We start from the raw sequence: 21,830 nt of genomic DNA on the forward strand, positions 1-21,830 counted from the left end.
GACATGAGCGAGATCCTCAAGAAGCTGTCAGGCCAGGGCGTGGCCATCTGGCTCGACGACATCAGCCGCGAGCGCCTGCGCACCGGCAACCTGGAGCAGCTGATCCGGGAGAAGAACGTCGTCGGGGTGACCTCCAACCCGACGATCTTCGCCAGCGCGCTCGCCAAGGGCGACGCGTACGACACCCAGATGCACGACCTGGCGGTGCGCGGCGTCGACATCGGCGAGGCCGTGCGCGCGATCACCACCTACGACATCCGCTGGGCGGCCGACGTGCTGCGGCCGGTGTACGACGCCACGGCGGGCGTCGACGGCCGGGTGTCGCTGGAGGTGGACCCGCGCCTGGCCCGCGACACCGACAAGACGGTCGCCGAGGCCCGGGCGCTGTGGTGGCTGGTCGACCGGCCCAACCTGTTCATCAAGATCCCGGCGACCCTGGAGGGCCTGCCGGCGATCACGCAGGCGATCGGCGAGGGCATCAGCGTCAACGTCACGCTGATCTTCTCGCTGGAGCGCTACCGCGCCGTCATGGACGCCTGGCTGTCCGGCCTGGAGGCCGCGCAGGCCAAGGGCCTCAACCTCGCGACGATCGAGTCGGTGGCGTCGTTCTTCGTCAGCCGCGTCGACACGGAGATCGACGGCCGGCTCGACAAGCTCGGCAAGCCCGAGCTGAAGGGCAAGGCCGCGGTCGCCAACGCGCGGCTGGCCTACGCCGCGTTCGAGGAGATCATGAACTCCGACCGCTGGCAGCGGCTGCGCGCCGCCGGCGCCCGCCCGCAGCGGCCGCTGTGGGCCTCCACCGGCGTGAAGAACCCCGACTACTCCGACACCCTGTACGTGGACGAGCTCGTCGCCCCCGGCACCGTCAACACCATGCCGGAGAAGACGCTCGACGCGACCGCCGACCACGGCAAGGTCACAGGCGACACCGTGCGCCCCCACTACGAGCAGGCCTGGAACACCATGGCCGAGCTCAAGGACGCCGGCGTCGACTACGACGACGTGGTCCGGGTGCTGGAGGAGGAGGGCGTGCAGAAGTTCGAGGCGTCCTGGAACGAACTTCTCGAGACCGTACGCAAGAACCTGGTCCCCTAGACCGCCGGTCGCGCCGCGGCGGAGGGGTCGCTCCTCCGCCGCGGCGCGCCTGCACAGGAGGTTTGAGATGAGTGACCCGGCAGGGCCCCCGGCGGAGGCGCTCACCGTCGCCGCCGCGGTCGCCGGCACCTCGACCACGATCGAGGTGGCGGCCGCCAACCCGCTGCGCGACCCGCGCGACAAGCGGCTGCCGCGGGTGGCGGGCCCGTGCGTGATGGTGTTGTTCGGCGTGACGGGCGACCTGGCCAAACGCAAGCTGCTGCCGGCCATTTACGACCTGGGCAACCGGGGGCTGCTGCCACCCGGGTTCTCGCTGGTCGGGTTCGCCCGGCGTGATTGGCAGAACCAGGATTTCGCCCAGTTGACGCACGACGCGGTGAAGACGCATGCCAGGACCCCGTTCCGGGAGGAGGTCTGGCGGCAGCTTCGCGAGGGCATCCATTTCGTCCCGGGCGAGTTCTCCGACGACGGCGCGTTCGACGCGCTGGCGATGGCGCTGCGGGAGATCGACGAGCTGCGCGGCACGGGCGGCAACTACGCGTTCTACCTGTCGGTGCCGCCGAAGTTCTTCCCCGTGGTGGTGGAGCAGCTCAAGCGGACCGGGCTGGCGCAGGCTCCTGACGGCTCGTGGCGGCGGGTGGTGATCGAGAAGCCGTTCGGCCATGACCTGAAGTCGGCCCACGAGCTGAACGAGATCACCACGTCGGCCTTCCCGGAGAGCTCGATCTTCCGGATCGACCACTACCTGGGCAAGGAGACCGTCCAGAACATCATGGCGCTGCGGTTCGCCAATAACCTGTACGAGCCGATCTGGAACCGCAGCTTCGTCGACCACGTGCAGATCACGATGGCCGAGGACATCGGCATCGGCGGCCGGGCCGGTTACTACGACGGCATCGGCGCGGCCCGCGACGTGATCCAGAACCACCTGCTCCAGCTGCTGGCGCTGGTGGCGATGGAGGATCCGACCTCCTTCGACGCCAAGGCGCTCCGCCGCGAGAAGGAGAAGGTGCTGATGGCCCTGCGGCTGCCGTCCGACCTGGGCCGCAACACCGCGCGCGGCCAGTACGCGGCGGGCTGGCAGGGCGGCGAGAAGGTGCCGGGCTACCTTCAGGAAGACGGCATCTCGTCCGACTCGATGACCGAGACGTACGCGGCGGTCAAGCTGGAGATCGCCAACCGGCGCTGGGCCGGGGTGCCGTTCTACCTGCGCACCGGCAAGCGGCTGGGGCGCCGGGTCACCGAGGTGGCGGTGGTGTTCCAGCGGGCGCCGCACCTGCCGTTCAGCAAGGACGACACCGAGATCCTGGGGCAGAACGCGCTGGTGGTCCGGGTGCAGCCGGACGAGGGCATCACGGTGCGGTTCGGCTCGAAGGTGCCGGGCACCGCGATGGAGGTCCGCGACGTGTCCATGGACTTCGCCTACGGCGAGTCGTTCCTGGAGTCGTCGCCCGAGGCGTACGAGCGGCTGCTGCTCGACGTGATGATCGGCGACCCGCCGCTCTTCCCGCACCAGCGCGAGGTGGAGCTGTCGTGGAAGATCCTCGACCCGATCGAGGAGTTCTGGGCGACCCAGGGGCAGCCGGAGCCCTACCCGTCGGGGTCGTGGGGGCCGCCGTCGGCCGACGCGATGATGGCCCGCGACGGGCGCGTGTGGAGGAGGCTCTAGTGACAACCGCCGAGCGCGGCGCGCGACCTGCCGAGGAGAGCTCGTGACGACGTTCATGCTGGCCGACACGACGGCCGGGAAGATCTCCAGCCAGCTCACGCAGCTGCGCCACCAGATGGGCGCGCCCGCGGTCGGCATGGTGCTGACGCTGGTGGTGGTGTGCGAGGAGCGCGACCAGTACGACTCGATACGCGCGGCCACGGAGGCGGCGCGCGAGCACCCGTCGCGCATCCTCGTGGTGATCAACCGGGAGACCGACGAGGCCAACCGGCTCGACGCCGAGCTGCGCATCGGCGAGTCGGCGCCGGGCGAGACGGTGGTGCTGCGGCTGTACGGGGAGCTGACCGACCACGCCGACTCGGTGGTGAGCCCGCTGCTGCTGCCCGACACGCCCGTGGTCGCCTGGTGGCCCAGCCGCGCTCCTGAGGTGCCGTCGGCGGACGCCATCGGGGCGCTCGCCCAGCGGCGGCTCACCGACGCCAGGGCCGCCGCCGACGGGGTCGCCGCGCTGAGCGACCGGGCCAAGGGCTACTCACCCGGCGACACCGACCTGGCGTGGGCGCGGCTGACCCCGTGGCGCAGCCTGCTGGCGGCCGCGTTCGACCAGCCGGTGGGCAAGGTGTACGGCGGCCAGGTCGCCGGCGCGGCCGGCAACCCGAGCGGCCCGCTGCTGGCCGCCTGGCTGTCGGAGCGGCTCGGCGTCCAGATCGGCGTCACCGAGTCCGGCGGGCCCGGCCTCACCGAGGTGCGCCTCACGATCGACGACGGCGAGCTGTCGGTGATGCGCGAGGACGCCCGGGTGGCGACGCTGTCGCGGCCCGGCCAGCCCGACCGGCACGTCGCCCTGGCCCGGCGCCAGCTCTCGGAGCTGCTGGCCGAGGAGCTGCGCCGGCTCGACTCCGACGAGACCTACGAGCAGGCCGTCAAGCGGCTCGCCCGCACCTACGCCCACTAAGGTGATACAGGTGAGCGTTCCCACTGTTGTCGTGCACCGTAATGCCGATGTGCTGGCCAAGGCCGTGGCGGCGCGGATCATCACCCGGCTGGTCGACGTGCAGTCCGCGAAGGGCTCGGCGTCGCTCGTGCTGACCGGCGGCAGCGTCGGCATCGCGACGCTGACCGCGATCCGCGACACCCCGGCCCGTGACGCCGTCGACTGGCGGCGGCTCGACCTGTGGTGGGGCGACGAGCGCTTCCTGCCGTCGGGCGACCCGGAGCGCAACGAGACAGGCGCCCGGGAGGCGCTGCTCGACCACGTGGACGTCGACCCGTCGCGGGTGCACGTGATGGCCGGGCCCGACTCGGGCCTGTCGGCGGAGGAGTCGGCCGACGCCTACGCCACCGAGCTGGCCAAGGCCGCCCGGCCGGAGGACCACGGGCCGGCGCCCAGCTTCGACGTGATGCTGCTGGGCATGGGGCCCGACGCCCACGTGGCGTCGCTGTTCCCGGGGATGCCCGCCCTCTACGACACCCGGCCGGTGGTGGCGGTGCACGGCGCGCCGAAGCCGCCGCCGACCCGGATCTCGCTGACGCTGCCGACGATCCAGGGTTCGCGCGAGGTGTGGGTCGTGGCGGCCGGCGAGGAGAAGTCGGGCGCGGTCCGCCTGGCCCTGTCGGAGTCCGGCCCGGTGCAGGTCCCGGCGGCGGGCGCGCGGGCCCGGGGGCGCACGCTGTTCCTGCTCGACCGAGCGGCGGCGGGCAAGATCCCGCTCGGTCTCGGCCGCATCGCCTCCCCCTGATCTGAGACCGCGAGCGCCCGCCGGCACGACGCCGGCGGGCGCTCGCGTGTGTGCGGCGCCCGGACGTGAGCCCGGCGCGCCGATGATGAAAGTTTCAGCGCTCCGGCCGACCCGGGCCCGGCTCTCCCGTCGCTTTCCCGCACCCTCGCCGACCTGCGCCGACCTTCGGTCCGCAGCGGTCGCGGAGGCAGCGCCCGAGCGCCTCTGGTGCAGGGGCCGTGGTTTGTCCGGCTTCCCGTGATCCCGGTGCTGTGCTTGAGTCGGCAGCACTTCGGAAAGCGCTTACCAAGGAGTTGGCCGATGCGCCTCGGAATGGTCACCGCCTGCGCCGCGCTCGTGGCCGGCGCCCTCGCCGCGGTGTCGCCCGCGTCCGCGGCCACCACCCGGTACGAGGCCGAGACCGCCCCTGCGGCCTGCACCGGCGCCGTCGAGTCCAACTGGTCCGGCCACACCGGCAGCGGCTCCTGCGACGGCGACAACACCACGGGCGCGCACGCCCGGTTCACCGTCGACGCCCCCGCAGGCGGCACCGGCGCCTGGTCCAAACGGGCCGCACCACCACAGACCCGACCCCCCAGCCTGAGAAGAGAGAGGTAAGACAAGGATGAGACGACCAGTCGCATGGCGACTCCCGGCCGTGCTGACCACGGCTGCCGTCGCGGCCGCGATCGGCCTGGCCGCCCCGGCCATGCAAGCCTCGGCGGCCGCCGGCGGCGTCACCGGCTACGCGACCGCCAACGGCGGCACCACCGGCGGCGCGGGCGGGCAGACGGTCCGGGCCACGACGGGGACCGCCATCCACACGGCCCTGTGCAACCGGGCCAGCAGCAGCACCCCGATCATCATCCAGGTCGAAGGCACCATCAACCACGGCAACACGAGCAAGGTGTCCGGCAACAGCTGCAACACCGCCGCCGGCGTGATCGAGCTCAAGCAGATCAGCAACGTCACGATCGTCGGCGTCGGCAACGGCGCCGTCTTCGACCAGCTGGGCATCCACATCCGCGAGGCCGGCAACATCATCATCCAGAACGTGACCGTACGGAACGTCAAGAAGTCCGGCTCCCCCACGTCCAACGGCGGCGACGCCATCGGGATGGAGAGCGACGTACGCAACGTCTGGGTCGACCACGTCACTCTGGAAGCCTCGGGCGGCGAGTCGGAGGGGTTCGACGGCCTCTTCGACATGAAGGACAACACCCAGTACGTGACGCTGTCGTACAGCATCCTGCGCAACTCGGGCCGCGGCGGGCTCATCGGATCCAGTGAGAGCGACCGCTCGAACGGCTACGTCACCTTCCACCACAACCTGTACGAGAACATCGACTCGCGCACGCCCCTGCTGCGCGGCGGCATCGCGCACATCTACAACAACTCGTACGTGAGCCTCCACGAGTCCGGCATCAACTCCCGGGCCGGCGGGCGGGCCAAGGTGGAGAACAACTACTTCAGGAACTCCAAGGACGTCCTGGGCACCTTCTACACCGACGAGGCCGGTTACTGGCAGGTCAGCGGCAACATCTTCGACAACGTGACCTGGTCCGCCCGCAGCGGCGACACCAACCCGGCCGGGCCGAACCCCCAGTCGAACACCTCCGTCAGCGTCCCGTATTCCTACAGCATGGACGGGGCCTCGTGCGTGCCGAGCGTCGTCAGCCAGACGGCGGGCGCCAACAAGGGCCTGCGGGTGTCGGACGGCAGCTGCACGCCGCAGTCGCCGTCACCGACGAACACCCCCACGAGCACGCCGACCTCCAGCCCGACCCCGACGGTCACCCCGACCCAGGGCGGCCCCAACCTCAGCATCGGAGCCGGCGCTGACGGCTCCAGCAAGGCCTCCGGCACGAGCTACGGCAACGTGGTGGACGGCGACACCGGCACCTACTGGTCCCCCAACGGCTCGACCGGCGACATCTCGGTCAAGTGGGGCAGCGCCAAGACGGTGTCCAGGATCGTCATCCGTGAGGCGTCGGGTTCGTCCATCGGATCCTGGCAGGTCGTCAACCACGACAACTCCGCCGTGCTGGCCTCCGGCAGCGGGGCGGGCACGATCACCTTCTCCCCCACCACGCTGAAGAAGATCACCTTCAGGATCACCGGGTCGTCCGGCACGCCGCGGGTCGCCGAGTTCGAGACCTACGCCGGGTAGCGACCGGCTCGCCGCCTGACCGGGGCGGGGCCGCCTCCGGGCGCCCCGCCCTTCGGCTCGTCGTGGAAGGTCGCGGGCTCTCACCGGCTGCCCGCGGGCTTGCGGTAGGTGACGAGCTTGTCGCTCTTCCCCGGGTACGCCATGATCAGCAGCCGCTGGGTGCCTCTCTCCTCGCCCTTCCAGGGAACCCAGGCGTGATGGACGCGGATGCGGTAGGAGCCCCGGCGGCCGTCGAGCGACAGGTCGGGCAGCACGATGCCGGCCAGGCCGTCGCGGAACACCAGCTCGCCGTCCGTGCTGATGTAGCCGGCCTCCGTGACGTGGCCCCAGCCCTTGGTCTCCACCGGCGGGCGACGGGAGTAGGTCTCCAGGGTGACGCAGACGTGGTACTCGGAGTCCACGGACACCCTCAGGTGCCCGGGGCCGGACTCGACCAGGCCGTCCCGGCGGCCGGTGGAGTCGCCGGTGGCCGCCGAGTCCCACATCTCCAGCCCGATCTCCGGCCACACCGGGTCGTCGGGCGTGACCGCCTTGACGGGCTCGATGAGCGGACGGTGGCGCGGGGCGGCGGCGCACTTGGCCCGCTCCTCGGCCTGGAACGCGGCGAACTCCTGGTCGTCCGCGGCCCGCTCGGCCTTGACCTTCGCCGCAGCGGCGGGACAGATGTCGGCTATCGCCCAGTACATCCCCTGGACCCGCACGCCTTCCTCGGCCTCCACCTGGGCCAGCTCGCGCGGGTCGTTCCGGGTGTAGACGCCGCACAGGCGGCGGCCGTGGGCGAGCAGCACCTGGTCGGGCGTGCCGGCGGGGAAGTCCAGGGCCTGGCGGGTGCGTACCTGGCAGATGAACGCGCGCTCGCCCGCGAGCGGCGGCGGCTCCACCGTCGTCCGCCAGTGGTCCGGCGGCGCGCAGTCGGCGGCGGTGGTGACCGCGCCCGGGGACCCGTCGGCGGCCGGGACGAAGCCCAGCGCCACGGCCGTGGCGAGCGCCGCCGCGAGCACCCGGCGCCTCGGGCGGGCGGGCGGGGCCGCGTACAGGAAGAACAGGACGAGGGCGGAGGCCGCGAGCGCCGCGCTGTACCAGAGCGGCGAGAGGCCGAACACGAGCTGCCCGTCCTGGCCCCCGCCGAACTGCCCGGCCGGGTAGACGGCGAGCCGGTGCTCGGTCATCTCGGGGATGAGCTGCCAGTCCTCCTCCGGCCGCATCGTGAGCGCCGTCACGACGCCCGCCGCGGCGGCGAGGACCAGGGACAGCATCGTGCCGGTCAGCAGCCGCCGGCTCCTGCGGATGACGGCGACCAGGACGAGCACGGCCGGGGCGCCCGCGCCGACGAGCAGATCCACGGCGACCCAGGCCAGGCTCGCCGCGTGACTGGAGTACTCGCGGAAGAACGCGTCCACCGCGCCCCTGGGGCCGATCCAGAAGGGCATCCCCTGAACGAGGTTGACGGCGGCGGGGACCAACGGCAGCACCACGGCCACGGCGGCGAGGGGCCACGGGCGCGCCGCCGCCCGCTCGTCCCGGCGCGCGGACGGCTCCGTCGGCGGCCCGGCCGGCTCGTGGGCCGTGCGCGCCATCCAGATCAGCGTGAACACGCTCAGGATGTCGCGGGCCATCAGGATCACCGTGCCGCGGTCCGCGCCGCCGCCGAACGCGACGATCATGAACGACCCGGACGACAGCGACGCCAGCACCGCCGCGACCATGCCCGCCCGCACGGTGCCCCGGCTCCAGCGCCCGTCCCGGGCCTGCCCGATCAGCACCGGCACCAGCCACAGCAGGTAGGGCACGTTGCTCAGCGACGGCAGGTCCCAGTGCTGCCCCAGGCCGTAGGCGATAGTGGCGACCAGGTCCACGGCGGTGTCGGCCAGGCCCGCCACGAGCGCCACGATCCGCAGCCACCGGGGGATGGATCCGGCGAGGACCACGAAGAACAGCCAGACGATGGCGAACTGGGTCAACGTGCCGGGCAGTTCGAGCCACCACTGGTACGGGATCGGCGCCTCGTACACCAAGGAGGAGGCGAGGCTCACGTACAGCGCGGCCCGCAAGAGCCGCACCGGCCGCGCCAGGACGGGCGGCTCTCCGGCCCGCCGCCCGCGCAGGATCTGCCACAGGGTCCAGCCGGTCAGGATCCCGCCCCCGACCACGATGGCCTCCACCCACCAGGTGAAGGGCACCAGCTCCTGGCCCCAGCCGCGCACGACGAGCGCCCGCAGCACGGCGGCGTCGCCGGTGACCAGCGCGAAGACGCCGGCGACCACGGCGGCGCCCGCGAAGGCGACGGCGATCGGAGCGGCGATCCAGCCGAAACGGTAACGGCGCACGGGACCTCTCCCGGAAAGGGGAACGAGTGGACCAGGACCGAACGAAAGGCGACCCACCCTACCGAGCCGCCAGAAAAACGATCAACCCATCGCGAGACAGGCGGGCGGGGTGTGACGGAGACAGGCGTGCACCAGAACGGCGGAACCACGCCAGGCAGGCGGGCGTGCTGTGGTGAGGGCAGGCCTGCGCGAGAACGGCGGAACCACGCCTCCCTGCGGCGTCAGGCGGGCGAGGATCCGGTGAGGAAGGCGTGCAGGCGGCGGGCCTGGCGGACCAGTTCGCTGCCGCGTCGGCGGCTCGCCAGTTCGGCGATCACCGGCAACTCGCCCCGCGCGCCCGCCCAGGAGGCCACGTCGGCCGCGAGCGTCACCATCCGGGTGTGCCCCGTGGTGGCCCGCTCCCCCGACCCCGGCAGGGAGGCGGTCAGCCAGCCGGCCATCACCTCCCACACCTCCCGGTGCGCGCCCTTCTCAGCCGCCTCCCCGAGCGCGGCGAGAGCGTGCGCCGGCCCTTCCCCGCTGTGCCGCAGCACCTCGGTGAGCCGGCGGCCGACCTCTTCCCCCGCCACACCGCGCCCTGCCGCCAGTCGCAGGAACGCCTGCACCGCCCGCTCCCCGCCGTCGGCCAGGGAGTACGCCAGCATCAACGACATCCCGGGCCCCGCCGGGCCGTCGCCGCCGGCCAGCAGGGCGAAGTCGGCAGGTTCGTACGCGCCGTAGTGCCGGTACTCCGCCGGTGGCCGCACGCAGCGGGCGGCGGCCAGCTCCCGGTGCCCGGCGAAGACGGCGAGGGTCCGGCCGAGGTTCTCCGCGTGCCAGCGGTGCACCAGCAGGTCGCCCAGCACCTCCTGATGCTCGGGCCCGGACGAGAACTCCGAGAACATGTAGGACCTGCCCTGGTGCTCCCCGCTGCGGAGCGTCACCAGCGGGTCGGCGGGCCGGTCGGTGAGCCAGCGGGCGACCCGGCGTCCGGCCGCGCCGGTCAGCCGCGCCGCGCGGGCGGCCACCTCGGGGTCGACGGCCCGCCCCAGCCGCAGCAGCGCCTGCCGCAGGTCCACGGGCAGCGCCTCGACGCCGGCCCGCTCGTAGCCTTCGAGCCGCTCCACCAGCGTCCCCGGGTCGAGCAGCCCGTTGACCCGGGTGGGCGTGGCCAGCAGGTACGGCGGCAGCCGCCGCTCGACCAGGGCCTGGTAGACCTCGGCGTACCGGATGAGCGGCATCAGCTTCCAGACCGCGGCGTAGATCATCTCCGGGATCCGTCTCGCCACCGGGACGGCGTCCCGGATCCGGCTCTCCACCCCCGGATCAGCCAGCTCCCTGACCATCGCGCCGGCCCACATGTGCGCGTGCCACCACGGCTCTCCCCTGAAGTCGCTGTCCGGGGTCGCGTGCCGGGCCAGCGCGGCGGGCAGCAGGCCGCGCTCCGGCCCCGCGACGAGCCGGACGAATCCGTCCAGCCAGCGCTCGGTCCTGAGCCAGTCGGACTCCTTGGGCAGGAACGTGCCCAGTTCGCCGGGAGTGCGGAGCGGCGGCGGCATCGGGGCGGCCTGAGGCGCGGGCGGCAGCGTGCCGGGCGTGAACATCTCCGGCTCCGGCTCCGCCGCCACGTCGCCGCCGAAGGCCGCGGCCAGCGCGGCGCCCTCGTGGGCGGGGAGCGTCGCCACCGCCTCGCGCAGCGTCTCGGCCCCGGCCGGCCCGAACCGGGCCGCGTGCTTGACGGCCAGCCGCACCGCGCGCTCGCGGGCGGCGGCGGCCTCGCAGAGCAGGGCGACGGCCAGCGCGGGCGCGTAGCCGTCGAGGTCCTCGTCGCCGTCCTTGAGGAGCCGGTCGAGCCAGGACAGACCGGCCCGTACGAGCTTGCCCTCCTTGCGGAACAGCAGACCGTGGACGGCCTCTCCGGCGTCGGCCGCGGGCACCGGACCGCCCCGCCGGACCTGCTTGAGCGCCAGGTCGGCGACGTTGGCCGGGGACGCGGGCAGCAGCGCCAGGTAGTCGCCCAGGCGGTCGGCGATCTCCTCGGGCGCGGGGTCGAGCCGCTCGTGGAGATGGACGAAGAAGCGCAGGTCGGCGGCCTCGCCGCCGCGCAGGAACCGGGTGACGCAGCCGTCGAGCAGCTCCTGCCGCGCGATCCTGCCGGTACGGGCGAGCTCGGCGAGCGCGGCGGCCCAGGCGTCCTCGCCGAGCAGCCGGCCCGCGCCCTCGGTCTCGAACAACCTGGGCGCCATCGTGTCCAGGAGCGGGTCGCCGGGCAGCCGGTCGAGGGGGGTGCCGACGATCCAGGCCAGGGTGAGCGGGTCGTGCGCGGGCGGGGCCGTGCCGGTGCGGCGCAGCAGCTCCAGGGCGAGCCGGACGCGCCGGTCGCGGGCGGGGCGGGCGCCGCGCAGCCGCAGCGCGAACCGTACGGCGAGGTCCTGCTGCCAGGCGACCGGCCGGGCCGACACGACGTCGAGGATGATCGGCACGTCGTCGAGGTGGGCCGCTTCCAGCCGGCGCTGCAGCGCGGGCCTGGTGAGCCAGGTGGCGACGGCTGCGGCGCCCGCGATGGTGGCGGCCCCGGCGACCCGCATCGGCTCGATCCAGAGCTCAGTCCGCCACCAGGCGTCGTGGTCGTAGTACTCCGGAAACTCGTACATCGCCCGGCCCGTCCTGCCGGCGAGCTCGCGGACCGCGGCCATGCGCCGTTCGGCGCGCTCGTGCTCCCTGCGCCGGCCGGTCTCCTGCGCGACGGGCAGGTGTCCCGGCAGCGCGGCGGCCACCTCGCGGCGCTGCTCGTCGTCGAGCCCCGTCACCAGCTTGGCCACGGCGGGCAGGTCTTCCGCCTCGATGGCGGCCCTGACCTCTTCCCAGGCGTTCGTCATGATCGGGACCTTAGGGGGTCCCTCCGACAATCGCGGGTCCGTCAGGCGACGAGGGCGTCGATCTCGGCCAGGAGCGCCTGCTTGCGCTCCTGGGCCAGGTAGGACGCCGTCACCGCGTTGCGGGCCAGCTGCGCCAGCTCCGCGCGGCCCAGCCCGAGCGCGCGGGCCGCCACGCGGTACTCACCGGCCAGGGTGGTGGCGAACATGGGCGGGTCGTCGCTGTTGAGCGTGACGAACAGACCCTCCTCCAGCATGCGCGGCAGCGGGTGGTCCTCGATGCGGGCGACCTGACCGGTGCAGACGTTGGAGGTAGGGCAGACGTCCAGCGGGATCTGGGTCTCACGTAGATGGGCGACGAGGCGGGGGTCGGCCAGGCAGGAGATGCCGTGGCCGATGCGCTCGGCGCCGAGACCCTCGATGACCTCCCAGACGGTCTCGGGGCCGGTCATCTCGCCGCCGTGCGGCACGCTGTGGAGCCCGGCGGCCCGCGCGGCGGTGAACGCGTCGCGGAAGGCGTCGCGGTACGCGGGCCGCCGCTGCTCGATCCCGCCGATGCCGAAACCTACCAATGCGTTGGGAGGTTCCTCCAGAGCGTGGTCCAGCGTGATCTTCGCGGCCTCCTCGCCGAACTCCCCGGGGATGTCGAAGATGTACGCGATCTCGACCCCGTGGCGGGCGAGCGCCTCCCGCGCGGCCAGGTCCAGGGCCCGGGTGACCTCCGCTCGCGGGATCCCGGTGACGTGGTGCGCGTACGGCGTGACCTGCAGCTCGGCGTAGCGCCCGCCCTGCTCCGCCAGGTCGCGGGCCAGCCCGGTGACCAGGGCCGCGACGTCCTCCGGCTCGCGCACCAGCGCGTTGACGGCGCTGTACACGCGGGCGAAGTGCGGGAAGTCGCGGAAGGTGTAGAACGCGCGCAGCCCGCGCTCGTCCGTGGGCACGCCGCCGTCGGGGTGCCGGCGGGCCAGTTCGAGCACGGTGGGCACGGAGGCGGAGCCGACCAGGTGGACGTGCAGTTCGACCTTGGGCAGGGCGTCTATGAAGGCGTCGAGGTCCATGCGGGAGACCTTAGGCGCGGGCCGGGCCCGTCCGGAAGCGTTTCCGGCTGAATCTGCCAGCAGATTGTCAGGTTCAGTCGGACAGCCTCGCGCGGGCGTGCCGTTCCTCGCGGCGGGCGACCTCCAGCCGGTGCGCCGTGTCCGCCAGCCGCTTGCGCGCCTTGGCCAGCTTCTTCTCCAGCCGGTCCACCTTCTCCGCGCGCTCGCCGTGCTCCCGTTCGGCCTCGGCCAGGGCCTCGCTCCACTCGCGGTGCGCGGCCTCGGCCTCCTCGCGTTCCTTCGCCTTCCTGGCCTCGATCTCGGCCCGCCGCGCCGCCCGCTCGTCGTCCTCCTCCGGCGCGGGCTTCTTGCGGCGGGGGGCGCCCCGGGTCACGGGCGCGGGGGCGAAGCCGCTGTAGCTGAGCGGTTTGGCCAGACGGCCGCGCCGCACCTCGTCAGCGGCGTCGGCGTCCACGACGGCGGCGTCGAGCGTCTGGTCCACCTCGGCCACGGCGGCGGACGACAGGTCCGCATCCTGCCTGATCAGCCGGGAGAGCCTGCCGGTCAGCTCGCCGCGCCGCCGGGTCGCCTCGGCCAGCGCGTCGGCGTCCTGGGACGCCCAGGCCTCGCGCAGTTCCTCGCCGAGGGCCAGCAGCTCGTCCAGCTCGCCGGGGTGCTCGCGGGCCGCACGGTTCACGGCCCAGGCGGAGACGGTGGGCTTGCGCAGCTTGCCGATCTCACGGGCCAGCGCGGCGTCGCCCGCCTGCTTGGCCGAACGCGCCTCCTCGGCGCGCGCGGCGGTGAAGTCGGACGGCGGCAGCGCATACAGCCGAGCCGCCACCTCGTCAAGATCCACACAGGTGAGATACCCCACATGGCCGGTTTCTAGCGCATAGTGGAGGCAGCCCACTCGAACGGAGGCCGCCCGTGTTCGAGCGCTTCACCGACCGTGCCCGCCGGGTCGTGGTCATGGCCCAGGAGGAGGCCAGGTCCATGGGCCACAACTTCATCGGCACCGAGCACGTGCTGCTGGGCCTCATGCGGGAGCCCGAGGGGGTGTCCGCGCAGGTGCTGGGCGGCTGCGGGGCGCGTCTGGAGCAGGTGCGGGAGTTCGTGCGGCGCGAGATCGGCCCCGGCGAGGGCGGCCCGGAGGACCACATCCCGTTCACGCCCCGGGCCAAGAAGGTGCTGGAGCTGTCGCTGCGCGAGGCCCTGCAGCTGCGCCACACCTACATCTCCAGCGAGCACATCCTGCTCGGCCTGCTGCGTGAAGGCCAGGGCATGGGCGCGCAGGCCCTGGCCGAGGCGGGGGCCGACTTCGTGGCGATGCGGCAGCGGGTCCTGGACCGGCTGAGCCGGGGCCCGAAGGAGCGTCCGGGCGAGATGTACTTCACCGCGAGCTCGGCCGTGGCCCAGCGGCTCGCGCAGATCCAGGAGAGCCTCGACCGCATCGAGCGGCACCTCGGCACGAAACCGGAGCCCGGCCCGTCAGACTGACGTCATGACGCCGACGGGCAGCCGTCCCTCCACCACGCCGGGGTCGTCGGTGTAGCAGAGCGTGGCGCCCAGCGAGAGCAGCAGCCGGCGCATGCGGACGTTGTCGGCCAGCATCGAGGTCCTGACCTCGGCGTACCCCAGGTCACGGGCCTGGCGCACGAGCGTCCTGGCCAGGATCGCGCCCAGCCCGCGCCCCTGCCAGCGGTCCTCGACCAGGAACGCCATCTCGGCGATGCCCGGGTCGGCGGTGAAGACGAGGTTGGCCAGCGCGACCACCTGGCCGTCGTTGCCCGCGATGATCGAGTGGCCGCGCCGGCGGTCGCACAGCCGCTCGAACATCCGCGGCGGCAGCGTCGGCAGCGCGGTGAAGTAGCGGAACCGCCGCGACTCGGGCGAGCAGCGGTCGTGCAGGTCGCGTACCGCTTCACGGTAGACCGGGGTGAGCGTCTTGATCACGACTTCGGCGCCGTCGGGCAGCTTGAGCGCGCGCTCGCCGCCGCCCTGCTCCGCCGGCGGCTGGGCGAGCCGGGCGAAGGAGGCGGCCCTGGCGGCCTCGGTCAGCGTGAACGGCAGCTCCGCGCGGCGCAGCCGCACGGCTCTCTTGGGGGCGACGGGCACCACGAGCTGGGTCGGATCAGGCAGCTCGCTCACCGCGTCACCGTAGATCCACCTGGCGTCGTCCGCGCGCAGCAGTTCCGCCAGCAGCTCGGGCAGCCGCCACGGCGCGGCGCGCAGCCGGGAGGCCAGCAGCAGCGCGCGGGTGGGCTCGTCGGTCAGCTCGTGCGCGGTCGCGGGCACGACCAGGACGTGCCGGCCACCGGCCGCCTCGAGCGCGTCGCGCACGGTCTCGGGGTTCGCGGGGATGTCGGCGACGAACTCGTCGACGGTTCCGTCAGGATCGGACTGGACGCTCAGGCCGAGAATGTTGCCACCCCGCTCCGCGAGCGCTGAGGCGAGGGAGGCGAGCCGTCCCGGACGCTCGTCGACGGTGGTACGGATGCGCAGAAATCCCATATGAGAAGGATGCCGGGTACCTGTTACGTTGCCGCTAACGTCGTGTTTCACCGCTCAACTACCTGGACGAAAGAACGGATCGCATGAACATCCTCTTCAGAGGCGGGCGCGTGTTCACCGCGCAAGGTGGCTTCGCCGAGTCCGTCCTGGTGCGCGACGGCGTGATCGCCGCCGTCGGCGCGGAGCGGGAGCTGGCCGCCCAGGCGCCCCGGCACGAGACCGTGGACCTGGACGGCGGACTGCTGACGCCCGGGTTCACCGACGCGCACATGCACCCGGTCCAGGCGGGCCTGGAACGCGCCGCGTGCGACCTCGCGGAGGTGTACGGGCTGCGGGAGTATCTCGGCGCGGTGCGCGCCTACGCGGACGCGCACCCGGACAAGGAGTGGATCGCCGGCGGCGGCTGGGACATGTCCGCCTTCCCCGGCGGGCTGCCCAGGCGCGAGCAGCTCGACTTCCTGGACCGGCCCGCCTACCTGATCCAGCGCGACCACCACGCCGCCTGGGTCAACACCCGCGCCCTGGAACTGGCCGGGATCACCCGGGACACGCCGGACCCGGCCGACGGCCGGATCGAGCGCGACCCCGACGGCACTCCCACCGGCGTGCTGCACGAGGGCGCGATGGACCTGGTCGGCCTGCTCACCCCGCGCCCCGCCGCAGCGGACCTGGACGCCGCCCTGCTGGACGCCCAGGCGCACCTGTTCACCCTGGGCATCACCGGCTGGCAGGACGCCATCGTGGGCTCGTACGCGGGCTCACAGGACCAGTTGCCCGCCTACCTGTCCGCGGCCCGCTCAGGGCGGCTCAGGGCGCGCGTGGTGGGCGCGCTGTGGTGGGACCGCACCCGCGGCCTCGACCAGATCGGCTCCCTGCTCGAACGGCGGGCGTTGGCCGACGGCCTGGACCGGTTCGCCGCCACCTCCGTCAAGATCATGCAGGACGGCATCACGGAGAACTTCACCGCCGCCACGCTGGAGCCGTACTGCCGGTGCGGCGGCACCGGCCTGTCGTACGTGGACCCGGCCAAGCTCCGGGAGTACGTCGCCGAACTCGACCGGCTCGGCTTCCAGGTGCACGTGCACGCGATCGGCGAGCGGGCGGTGCGCGAGGCGCTCGACGGCTTCACCGGAACCGACCCGGCCAACCGGCACCACATCGCCCACCTGCAGATCATCGAGCCGTCGGACGTGCCGCGCTTCGCCGAGCTGGGCGTGACGGCCAACCTGCAGCCGCTCTGGGCCACCCACCACCTGCAGATGGACGAGCTGACGCTGCCCTTCCTCGGCGAGCCGCGCTCCTCCTGGCAGTATCCGTTCGCCGACCTGCTGCGGCACGGCACCCGGTTCTGCGCCGGCAGCGACTGGCCGGTGTCGAACGCCGACCCGCTGCAGGGCATGCACGTCGCCGTCAACCGCACCGAACCGGGCGGGTCCGTGCACGCCGGCTACCCGACGGCGCAGACGCCGTTCCTGCCCGAGCAGCGCATCGACCTGGCCACCGCGATGACCGCGTACACGGCGGGCTCGGCGTGGATCAACCGCTCCCCCGCCGGGGTGATCGAACCCGGCCGCCCCGCCGACCTGGTGGTGCTCGACCGCGACCCGTTCACGCTCCCGGAGACGGAGATCTGGACCACCCGGGTCCGCATGACCTTCGTCGACGGCGAGGCCGTGCACGAGGCCCCATGACCGCGCCCCGAAAACGCACCCGTGAACGCATCCCATGAGCGCATCCCATGAGCGCATGCCTTGAACACATGCCTTGAACGCACTGAAGGGCCCCGGCGCGGTGCCGGGGCCCTTCGGTTTTCCGCACTGTTCCGCTCTGTGCCCTACCAGGGGGACTTGTTGTTGCGCAGCCGCTCCAGAGCCTCCTGGAGGATGGCCTTGCCGTCCTTGTCGCTCCTGCGCTCCTTCACGTAAGCGAGGTGCGTCTTGTAGGGCTCGTTCTTCGGGGGGGCAGGCGGCGCATTCTCATCCTGACCGGCCGGGAGACCACAACGCGGGCAATCCCACAGCTCGGGGATCGCCGCGTCACTGGCGAAACTGGGGCGCGTTTCGTGCATGTTCGCGCACCAGAACGAGACCCGCACTCTCGGAGCCGCCTCGCCGCGCTCGGCCTCCCCCATAGGACCGGCACCGACTCGGCTGCCACGGATCGCGTTGCCACTACCCACGGATGAACTCCTCGCTCGATCGCCCCGTGAGACACGGGGGGAGAATCACTGTCACGCGCTATGCCTGACCTCAGGGCCTGACGAGCAGACCCAGAGCGATGATGCAGACGAACCAGACCACTCCCGTGATGACGGTGAGCCGGTCGAGGTTGCGCTCCACCACCGAGGAACCACCGAAGTTCGACGAGAAGCCGCCGCCGAACATGTCAGACAGGCCGCCACCCTTGCCCTTGTGGAGCAGGACGAGCAAGATCATCAGCATGCTCGTCAGGATGAGGGCGATGGAGATTCCGAGTTCCACGGTATGCCTAGTCCTTCAATGGTCTGGTACGCATGACGATTCGAACTTGCCTCTAGAGGGTACGGCCTGATGTCAAGTCGCACCCACCGAACGGCTGAGTTAGCCTGCCATGTCGGCGAATCGGCAGATCTTCACGAACTCACCGGCGTCGATGCTGGCGCCACCGACGAGCACCCCGTCGACATCCGGTTGAGCCATGATCCCTGCGATGTTGGCCGACTTGACCGAGCCACCGTAAAGGATACGGACCGCGGAGGCCACATCGGGGTCGTACAGCTCCGCGAGTCGCTGCCGGATCACCCCGCACACTTCCTGGGCGTCGTCGGGGGTGGCCACCTCGCCGGTGCCGATCGCCCACACCGGCTCGTAGGCCACCACGATCGACTTCGCCTGCTCGGCGGTGACCTTGCGCAGCGCCCCTTCGAGCTGCCCCAGGCAGTGGGCGCAGTGGGCGCCCTCCTGGCGCACGTCGAGGCCCTCGCCCACGCACAGGATCGGCGTCAGCGAGTGGCGGAGCGCGGCCAGCACCTTCGCGTTGACCAGGTCGTCGTCCTCGCGGTGGTACTGGCGCCGCTCGGAGTGGCCGATCGTCACGAACGTGCAGCCGAGCTTGGCGAGCATGGCGCCGGAGATCTCACCGGTGTAGGCGCCGCCGTCGTGCGCCGACAGGTCCTGCGCGCCGTAGACGATGCGCAGCTTGTCGCCGTCGACGAGGGTCTGCACGCTGCGCAGGTCGGTGAACGGCGGCAGGACCGCCACCTCGGCGCGGTCGAAGTCCTTGTCGTTGAGCGCGAAGGCCATCTTCTGGACCAGCGCGATCGCCTCGAGGTGGTTGAGGTTCATCTTCCAGTTGCCGGCGATGAGGGGCTTTCTCACGGTCAGTCCTCCAAAGCGGCGAGTCCGGGAAGGGTCTTGCCCTCAAGGTATTCCAAGCTGGCCCCGCCACCGGTGGAGATGTGCGAGAAGCCGTCTTCCGGCAGGCCGAGCCGGCGCACCGCGGCCGCCGAGTCGCCGCCACCGACCACGGTGAAGGCGTCGGCGGCGATCAGCGCCTCGGCCACCGCGCGGGTGCCGCCGGCGAACGCGTCGAACTCGAACACGCCCATCGGGCCGTTCCAGAACACCGTCTTGGCGTCGGCGAGCTTGGCCGCGAACAGCTCGCGCGTGCGCGGGCCGATGTCGAGCCCCTGCCGGTCGGCCGGGATCTCGGTCGCGGGCACCGCGTCGAACGGCGCGTCGGCGTCGAAGTGGGTGGCGGCCAGCACGTCGACCGGCAGCACCAGGTCGACGCCGCGCTCCCGGGCCTCGGACAGGAAGCCGCGGACCTGGTCGAGCTGGTCCTCCTGGAGCAGCGACCCGCCGACCTCGTGACCCTGCGCCTTGAGGAAGGTGTAGGCCATGCCGCCGCCGATGAGCAGCCGGTCGACGCGGGTGAGCAGGTTGGCGATGACGCCGAGCTTGTCGCTGACCTTGGCGCCGCCGAGCACCACCACGTAGGGCCGCTCGGTGTCCTCGGTCAGCTTCCGCAGCACCTCGACCTCGGCCGTGATCAGCCCGCCCGCCGCGTGCGGCAGCAGCGCCGGCACGTCGTAGACGCTGGCGTGCTTGCGGTGCACGGCGCCGAACCCGTCGCCCACGTAGAGCTCGGCCAGCCCGGCCAGCCGCTCGGCGAAGGCGCGGCGCTCGGCGTCGTCCTTGGCCGTCTCGCCGGGCTCGAAGCGGAGGTTCTCCAGCAGGGCCACCTGGCCCTCCTGGAGACCCTCCGCGGTGGCGCGGGCGCCGTCGCCGGCCACGTCGGCCGCGAAGGCGACGTCCTGGCCCAGCAGCTCGCCCAGCCGCCGGGCCACCGGCCGCAGCGAGAACTCCGGCTTGACCTGACCCTTGGGCCTGCCCAGGTGGGCGCAGACGATGACCTTCGCCCCGTTGCCGGCCAGGGCCTTGATGGTGGGCAGCGACGCCCGGATGCGGCCGTCGTCGGTGATCGTCTCTCCGTCGAGCGGCACGTTGAGATCGGCGCGCACGAGCACGCGCCGGCCCTTGACGTCGAGATCGTCGATTGTGCGCAACTGGGCTCCCTTCCCTCGCTCGCCCGCGGTCCTACAGGTCCGCGCCCACCAGCTGGATCAGGTCGACCAGGCGGTTGGAGTAGCCCCACTCGTTGTCGTACCAGCCGACGACCTTGACCTGGTTGCCGATGACCTTGGTGAGGCCGGCGTCGAAGATGCAGGAGGCCGGGTCGGTGACGATGTCGGCGGAGACGATCGGGTCCTCGGTGTAGGTGAGGATGCCCTTGAGCGGGCCGTCGGCGGCGGCCTTGACCGCGGCGTTGACCTCCTCGACGGTGACGTCGCGGCTGACGTCGATGGTCAGGTCGGTGGCCGAGCCGGTGGGGATCGGCACGCGCATGGCGAAGCCGTCGAGCTTGCCCTTGAGCTCGGGCAGCACCAGGCCGATGGCCTTGGCGGCGCCGGTGGAGGTGGGCACCACGTTGAGCGCGGCGGCGCGGGCGCGGCGCAGGTCCTTGTGCGGGCCGTCCTGGAGGTTCTGGTCCTGCGTGTAGGCGTGGATGGTGGTCATCAGGCCCTTCTCGATGGTGAAGGCGTCGTGCAGGACCTTCGCCATCGGGGCCAGGCAGTTGGTGGTGCAAGAGGCGTTGGAGATGACGGTGTGCCGCGCCGGGTCGTAGGCGGTGTGATTGACACCCATGACGACCGTCACGTCTTCGTTCTTGGCCGGCGCGGAGATGATGACCTTCTTGGCGCCGTTGTCGGCGTGGACCTTGGCCTTGGTGGCGTCGGTGAACAGGCCGGTGGACTCCAGGACCACGTCGACCCCGAGGTCGCCCCAGGGCAGCTTGGCCGGGTCGCGCTCCTCGAACACCTTGATGGCCTTGCCGTCGACGGTGATCTCGTCGCTGGACGCCTTCACCTCGTACGGCAGACGGCCCAGGATGCTGTCGTACTTCAGCAGGTGGGCCAGCGTCGCGTTGTCGGTGAGGTCGTTGACCGCGACGATCTCGATGTCCTTGCCACTGGCGGCCACGGCGCGCCAGAAGTTGCGACCGATGCGGCCGAAGCCGTTGACGCCTACGCGGATGCTCACGGAACCGATCTCCTCGTACATGATGGCGGGCTGATACCTCAACTCGGAAACCCTATCGGACCTAAATTGGTTTAGACCACTGCGGTCCCCCTCGCTGTGAATGGCGGTTCCTGACGCACACTTTGTACGCTTCGAGTAAAGTGCCCGACTCATCGGAGTAAACTCGGACATTTCTGGGGGCTGAGATGTCAAAGCAACGATCCGGGCTGGTGTCCGGCCTGGTCGTCGGGCTGATCGCCGCGCTGGCAGGCGCGGCCGCGTTCGGGGCGGCCATGCACTTCGCGAGCCGGCTGCCCGAGTCATGGCGCATGTTCGCCGATGGCGTCCCCCTCTACGCCGCGCTCGCGTTCGTCGTGGGCGTACTCGTCGGCCTGGCCATCCGCCTGGTCCGCCCCCGCAGCGTCCTGCTGTCCGTCTTCGCGGCCCTGTACGCGGCGGCGACCGTCCCCGCGGCCATGATCGGAATGACCGCGTACACGGTCTCGACCGTCGGCGCGCAGCGCTTCGGCTCGGACACCGCCATCCCGCCGCTCACCCTCCGAGGACTGCTCGGCGAGCTCCCCGCGGCCGCGGACATGGTCTGGAGCGCGGTCACCGAGTCATGGCAGCTGCCCGCCATCATGGCGGCCGCCGCCCTGCCCGCGTTCGCGCTCGTCCTCGCCCGCGCGCTGCGCCTGCGCCGTACGGGCAAGCACGCCGCGACCGACAAGCCGGAGCGGGACCCTGAGGAGACGGTGGCCGCACGGGAGCCGGAGCCCGAGTACCGGGCCCCGTTCGAGCCGCTCCAGCCCCCCAAGGCGGACCCGACCTCGACCGGCAGCTTCTTCCTGCCACCGGACCGCGGCCAGGCCTGAACCCTCACGACG

General features: G+C 72.2%; 19 protein-coding genes. 9 read left to right on the plus strand and 10 right to left on the minus strand.

Annotation, left to right across the window (positions count from 1 at the left end):
• The first annotated feature begins 3 nt into the window (after positions 1-3).
• The 6 genes from tal to ACGFI7_RS27325 all read left to right on the plus strand — a co-directional run bounded on the left by tal (position 4) and on the right by ACGFI7_RS27325 (position 6,652).
• Positions 4-1,095 carry a transaldolase gene (gene tal, locus ACGFI7_RS27300; protein ID WP_393409474.1) on the plus strand — a complete coding sequence of 364 codons (1,092 nt, stop codon included), beginning with the start codon at positions 4-6 and terminating at the stop codon, positions 1,093-1,095.
• 67 nt (positions 1,096-1,162) lie between these two features.
• Positions 1,163-2,764, plus strand: coding sequence for a glucose-6-phosphate dehydrogenase (gene zwf / locus ACGFI7_RS27305; RefSeq protein WP_393409475.1), 1,602 nt, complete (start codon positions 1,163-1,165; stop codon positions 2,762-2,764).
• A gap of 43 nt (positions 2,765-2,807) precedes the next feature.
• Positions 2,808-3,719, plus strand: a complete 912-nt coding sequence (locus ACGFI7_RS27310) for a glucose-6-phosphate dehydrogenase assembly protein OpcA (RefSeq protein ID WP_393409476.1) — start codon at positions 2,808-2,810, stop codon at positions 3,717-3,719.
• A 10-nt stretch (positions 3,720-3,729) separates the two neighbouring features.
• Positions 3,730-4,503 (plus strand): 6-phosphogluconolactonase, encoded by a 774-nt coding sequence (pgl, locus tag ACGFI7_RS27315; protein WP_393409478.1) that lies wholly within the window; start codon positions 3,730-3,732, stop codon positions 4,501-4,503.
• 300 nt (positions 4,504-4,803) lie between these two features.
• A complete protein-coding gene (locus tag ACGFI7_RS27320) occupies positions 4,804-5,100 on the plus strand; it encodes a hypothetical protein (RefSeq protein ID WP_393409479.1) in 297 nt (98 codons plus the stop codon).
• Between the two features lie 7 nt (positions 5,101-5,107).
• A complete protein-coding gene (locus ACGFI7_RS27325) occupies positions 5,108-6,652 on the plus strand; it encodes a polysaccharide lyase family 1 protein (RefSeq protein WP_393409481.1) in 1,545 nt (514 codons plus the stop codon).
• An 80-nt stretch (positions 6,653-6,732) separates the two neighbouring features.
• Here the strand turns inward: ACGFI7_RS27325 and ACGFI7_RS27330 are convergent, their stop codons facing one another.
• The 4 genes from ACGFI7_RS27330 to ACGFI7_RS27345 form a co-directional block, all read right to left on the minus strand.
• On the minus strand, positions 6,733-8,979 hold the full coding sequence (locus ACGFI7_RS27330) for a hypothetical protein (protein WP_393409483.1): 2,247 nt from the start codon (positions 8,977-8,979) through the stop codon (positions 6,733-6,735).
• A gap of 221 nt (positions 8,980-9,200) precedes the next feature.
• Positions 9,201-11,837 (minus strand): DUF6493 family protein, encoded by a 2,637-nt coding sequence (locus ACGFI7_RS27335; RefSeq protein ID WP_393409485.1) that lies wholly within the window; start codon positions 11,835-11,837, stop codon positions 9,201-9,203.
• Positions 11,838-11,878: 41 nt separating this feature from the next.
• Positions 11,879-12,892, minus strand: coding sequence for an adenosine deaminase (add, locus tag ACGFI7_RS27340; RefSeq protein WP_393409487.1), 1,014 nt, complete (start codon positions 12,890-12,892; stop codon positions 11,879-11,881).
• 73 nt (positions 12,893-12,965) lie between these two features.
• Positions 12,966-13,727, minus strand: a complete 762-nt coding sequence (locus ACGFI7_RS27345) for a hypothetical protein (protein ID WP_393409488.1) — start codon at positions 13,725-13,727, stop codon at positions 12,966-12,968.
• A 71-nt stretch (positions 13,728-13,798) separates the two neighbouring features.
• Here ACGFI7_RS27345 and ACGFI7_RS27350 point away from each other — a divergent pair, with 71 nt between their 5' ends.
• On the plus strand, positions 13,799-14,368 hold the full coding sequence (locus ACGFI7_RS27350) for a Clp protease N-terminal domain-containing protein (RefSeq protein WP_393409490.1): 570 nt from the start codon (positions 13,799-13,801) through the stop codon (positions 14,366-14,368).
• On the opposite strand, the gene ACGFI7_RS27355 is transcribed toward ACGFI7_RS27350, so the two are convergent.
• Positions 14,360-15,382, minus strand: a complete 1,023-nt coding sequence (locus tag ACGFI7_RS27355; RefSeq protein ID WP_393409492.1) for a GNAT family N-acetyltransferase — start codon at positions 15,380-15,382, stop codon at positions 14,360-14,362. The two genes, ACGFI7_RS27350 and ACGFI7_RS27355, sit on opposite strands and share 9 nt — an antisense overlap.
• A gap of 83 nt (positions 15,383-15,465) precedes the next feature.
• On the opposite strand from ACGFI7_RS27355, the gene ACGFI7_RS27360 reads away from it, so the two are divergent.
• Positions 15,466-17,073 carry an amidohydrolase gene (locus ACGFI7_RS27360; protein WP_393409494.1) on the plus strand — a complete coding sequence of 536 codons (1,608 nt, stop codon included), beginning with the start codon at positions 15,466-15,468 and terminating at the stop codon, positions 17,071-17,073.
• 143 nt (positions 17,074-17,216) lie between these two features.
• On the opposite strand, the gene ACGFI7_RS27365 is transcribed toward ACGFI7_RS27360, so the two are convergent.
• From ACGFI7_RS27365 to gap, 5 genes are all read right to left on the minus strand, one after another.
• Positions 17,217-17,561 (minus strand): RNA polymerase-binding protein RbpA, encoded by a 345-nt coding sequence (locus ACGFI7_RS27365; RefSeq protein ID WP_148031269.1) that lies wholly within the window; start codon positions 17,559-17,561, stop codon positions 17,217-17,219.
• A 70-nt stretch (positions 17,562-17,631) separates the two neighbouring features.
• Positions 17,632-17,862 (minus strand): preprotein translocase subunit SecG, encoded by a 231-nt coding sequence (gene secG / locus ACGFI7_RS27370; protein ID WP_393409496.1) that lies wholly within the window; start codon positions 17,860-17,862, stop codon positions 17,632-17,634.
• Positions 17,863-17,961: 99 nt separating this feature from the next.
• The gene (gene tpiA / locus ACGFI7_RS27375; protein ID WP_393409577.1) at positions 17,962-18,744 is read right to left on the minus strand and encodes a triose-phosphate isomerase; all 783 of its coding nucleotides are present in this window, start codon (positions 18,742-18,744) and stop codon (positions 17,962-17,964) included.
• Positions 18,741-19,928: a phosphoglycerate kinase gene (locus ACGFI7_RS27380; RefSeq protein ID WP_393409499.1), complete on the minus strand. Its 1,188-nt coding sequence runs from the start codon at positions 19,926-19,928 to the stop codon at positions 18,741-18,743. The genes tpiA and ACGFI7_RS27380 overlap by 4 nt, the downstream gene beginning before the upstream one ends.
• Positions 19,929-19,959: 31 nt before the next feature.
• A complete protein-coding gene (gap, locus tag ACGFI7_RS27385; protein WP_393409501.1) occupies positions 19,960-20,964 on the minus strand; it encodes a type I glyceraldehyde-3-phosphate dehydrogenase in 1,005 nt (334 codons plus the stop codon).
• A 185-nt stretch (positions 20,965-21,149) separates the two neighbouring features.
• Between gap and ACGFI7_RS27390 the strand changes: the two genes are divergently transcribed.
• The gene (locus ACGFI7_RS27390) at positions 21,150-21,818 is read left to right on the plus strand and encodes a hypothetical protein (RefSeq protein ID WP_393409503.1); all 669 of its coding nucleotides are present in this window, start codon (positions 21,150-21,152) and stop codon (positions 21,816-21,818) included.
• Positions 21,819-21,830 lie beyond the last annotated feature (12 nt).

The sequence above is a fragment of the Nonomuraea sp. NPDC048826 genome (assembly GCF_043198225.1).
Classification (GTDB): domain Bacteria; phylum Actinomycetota; class Actinomycetes; order Streptosporangiales; family Streptosporangiaceae; genus Nonomuraea.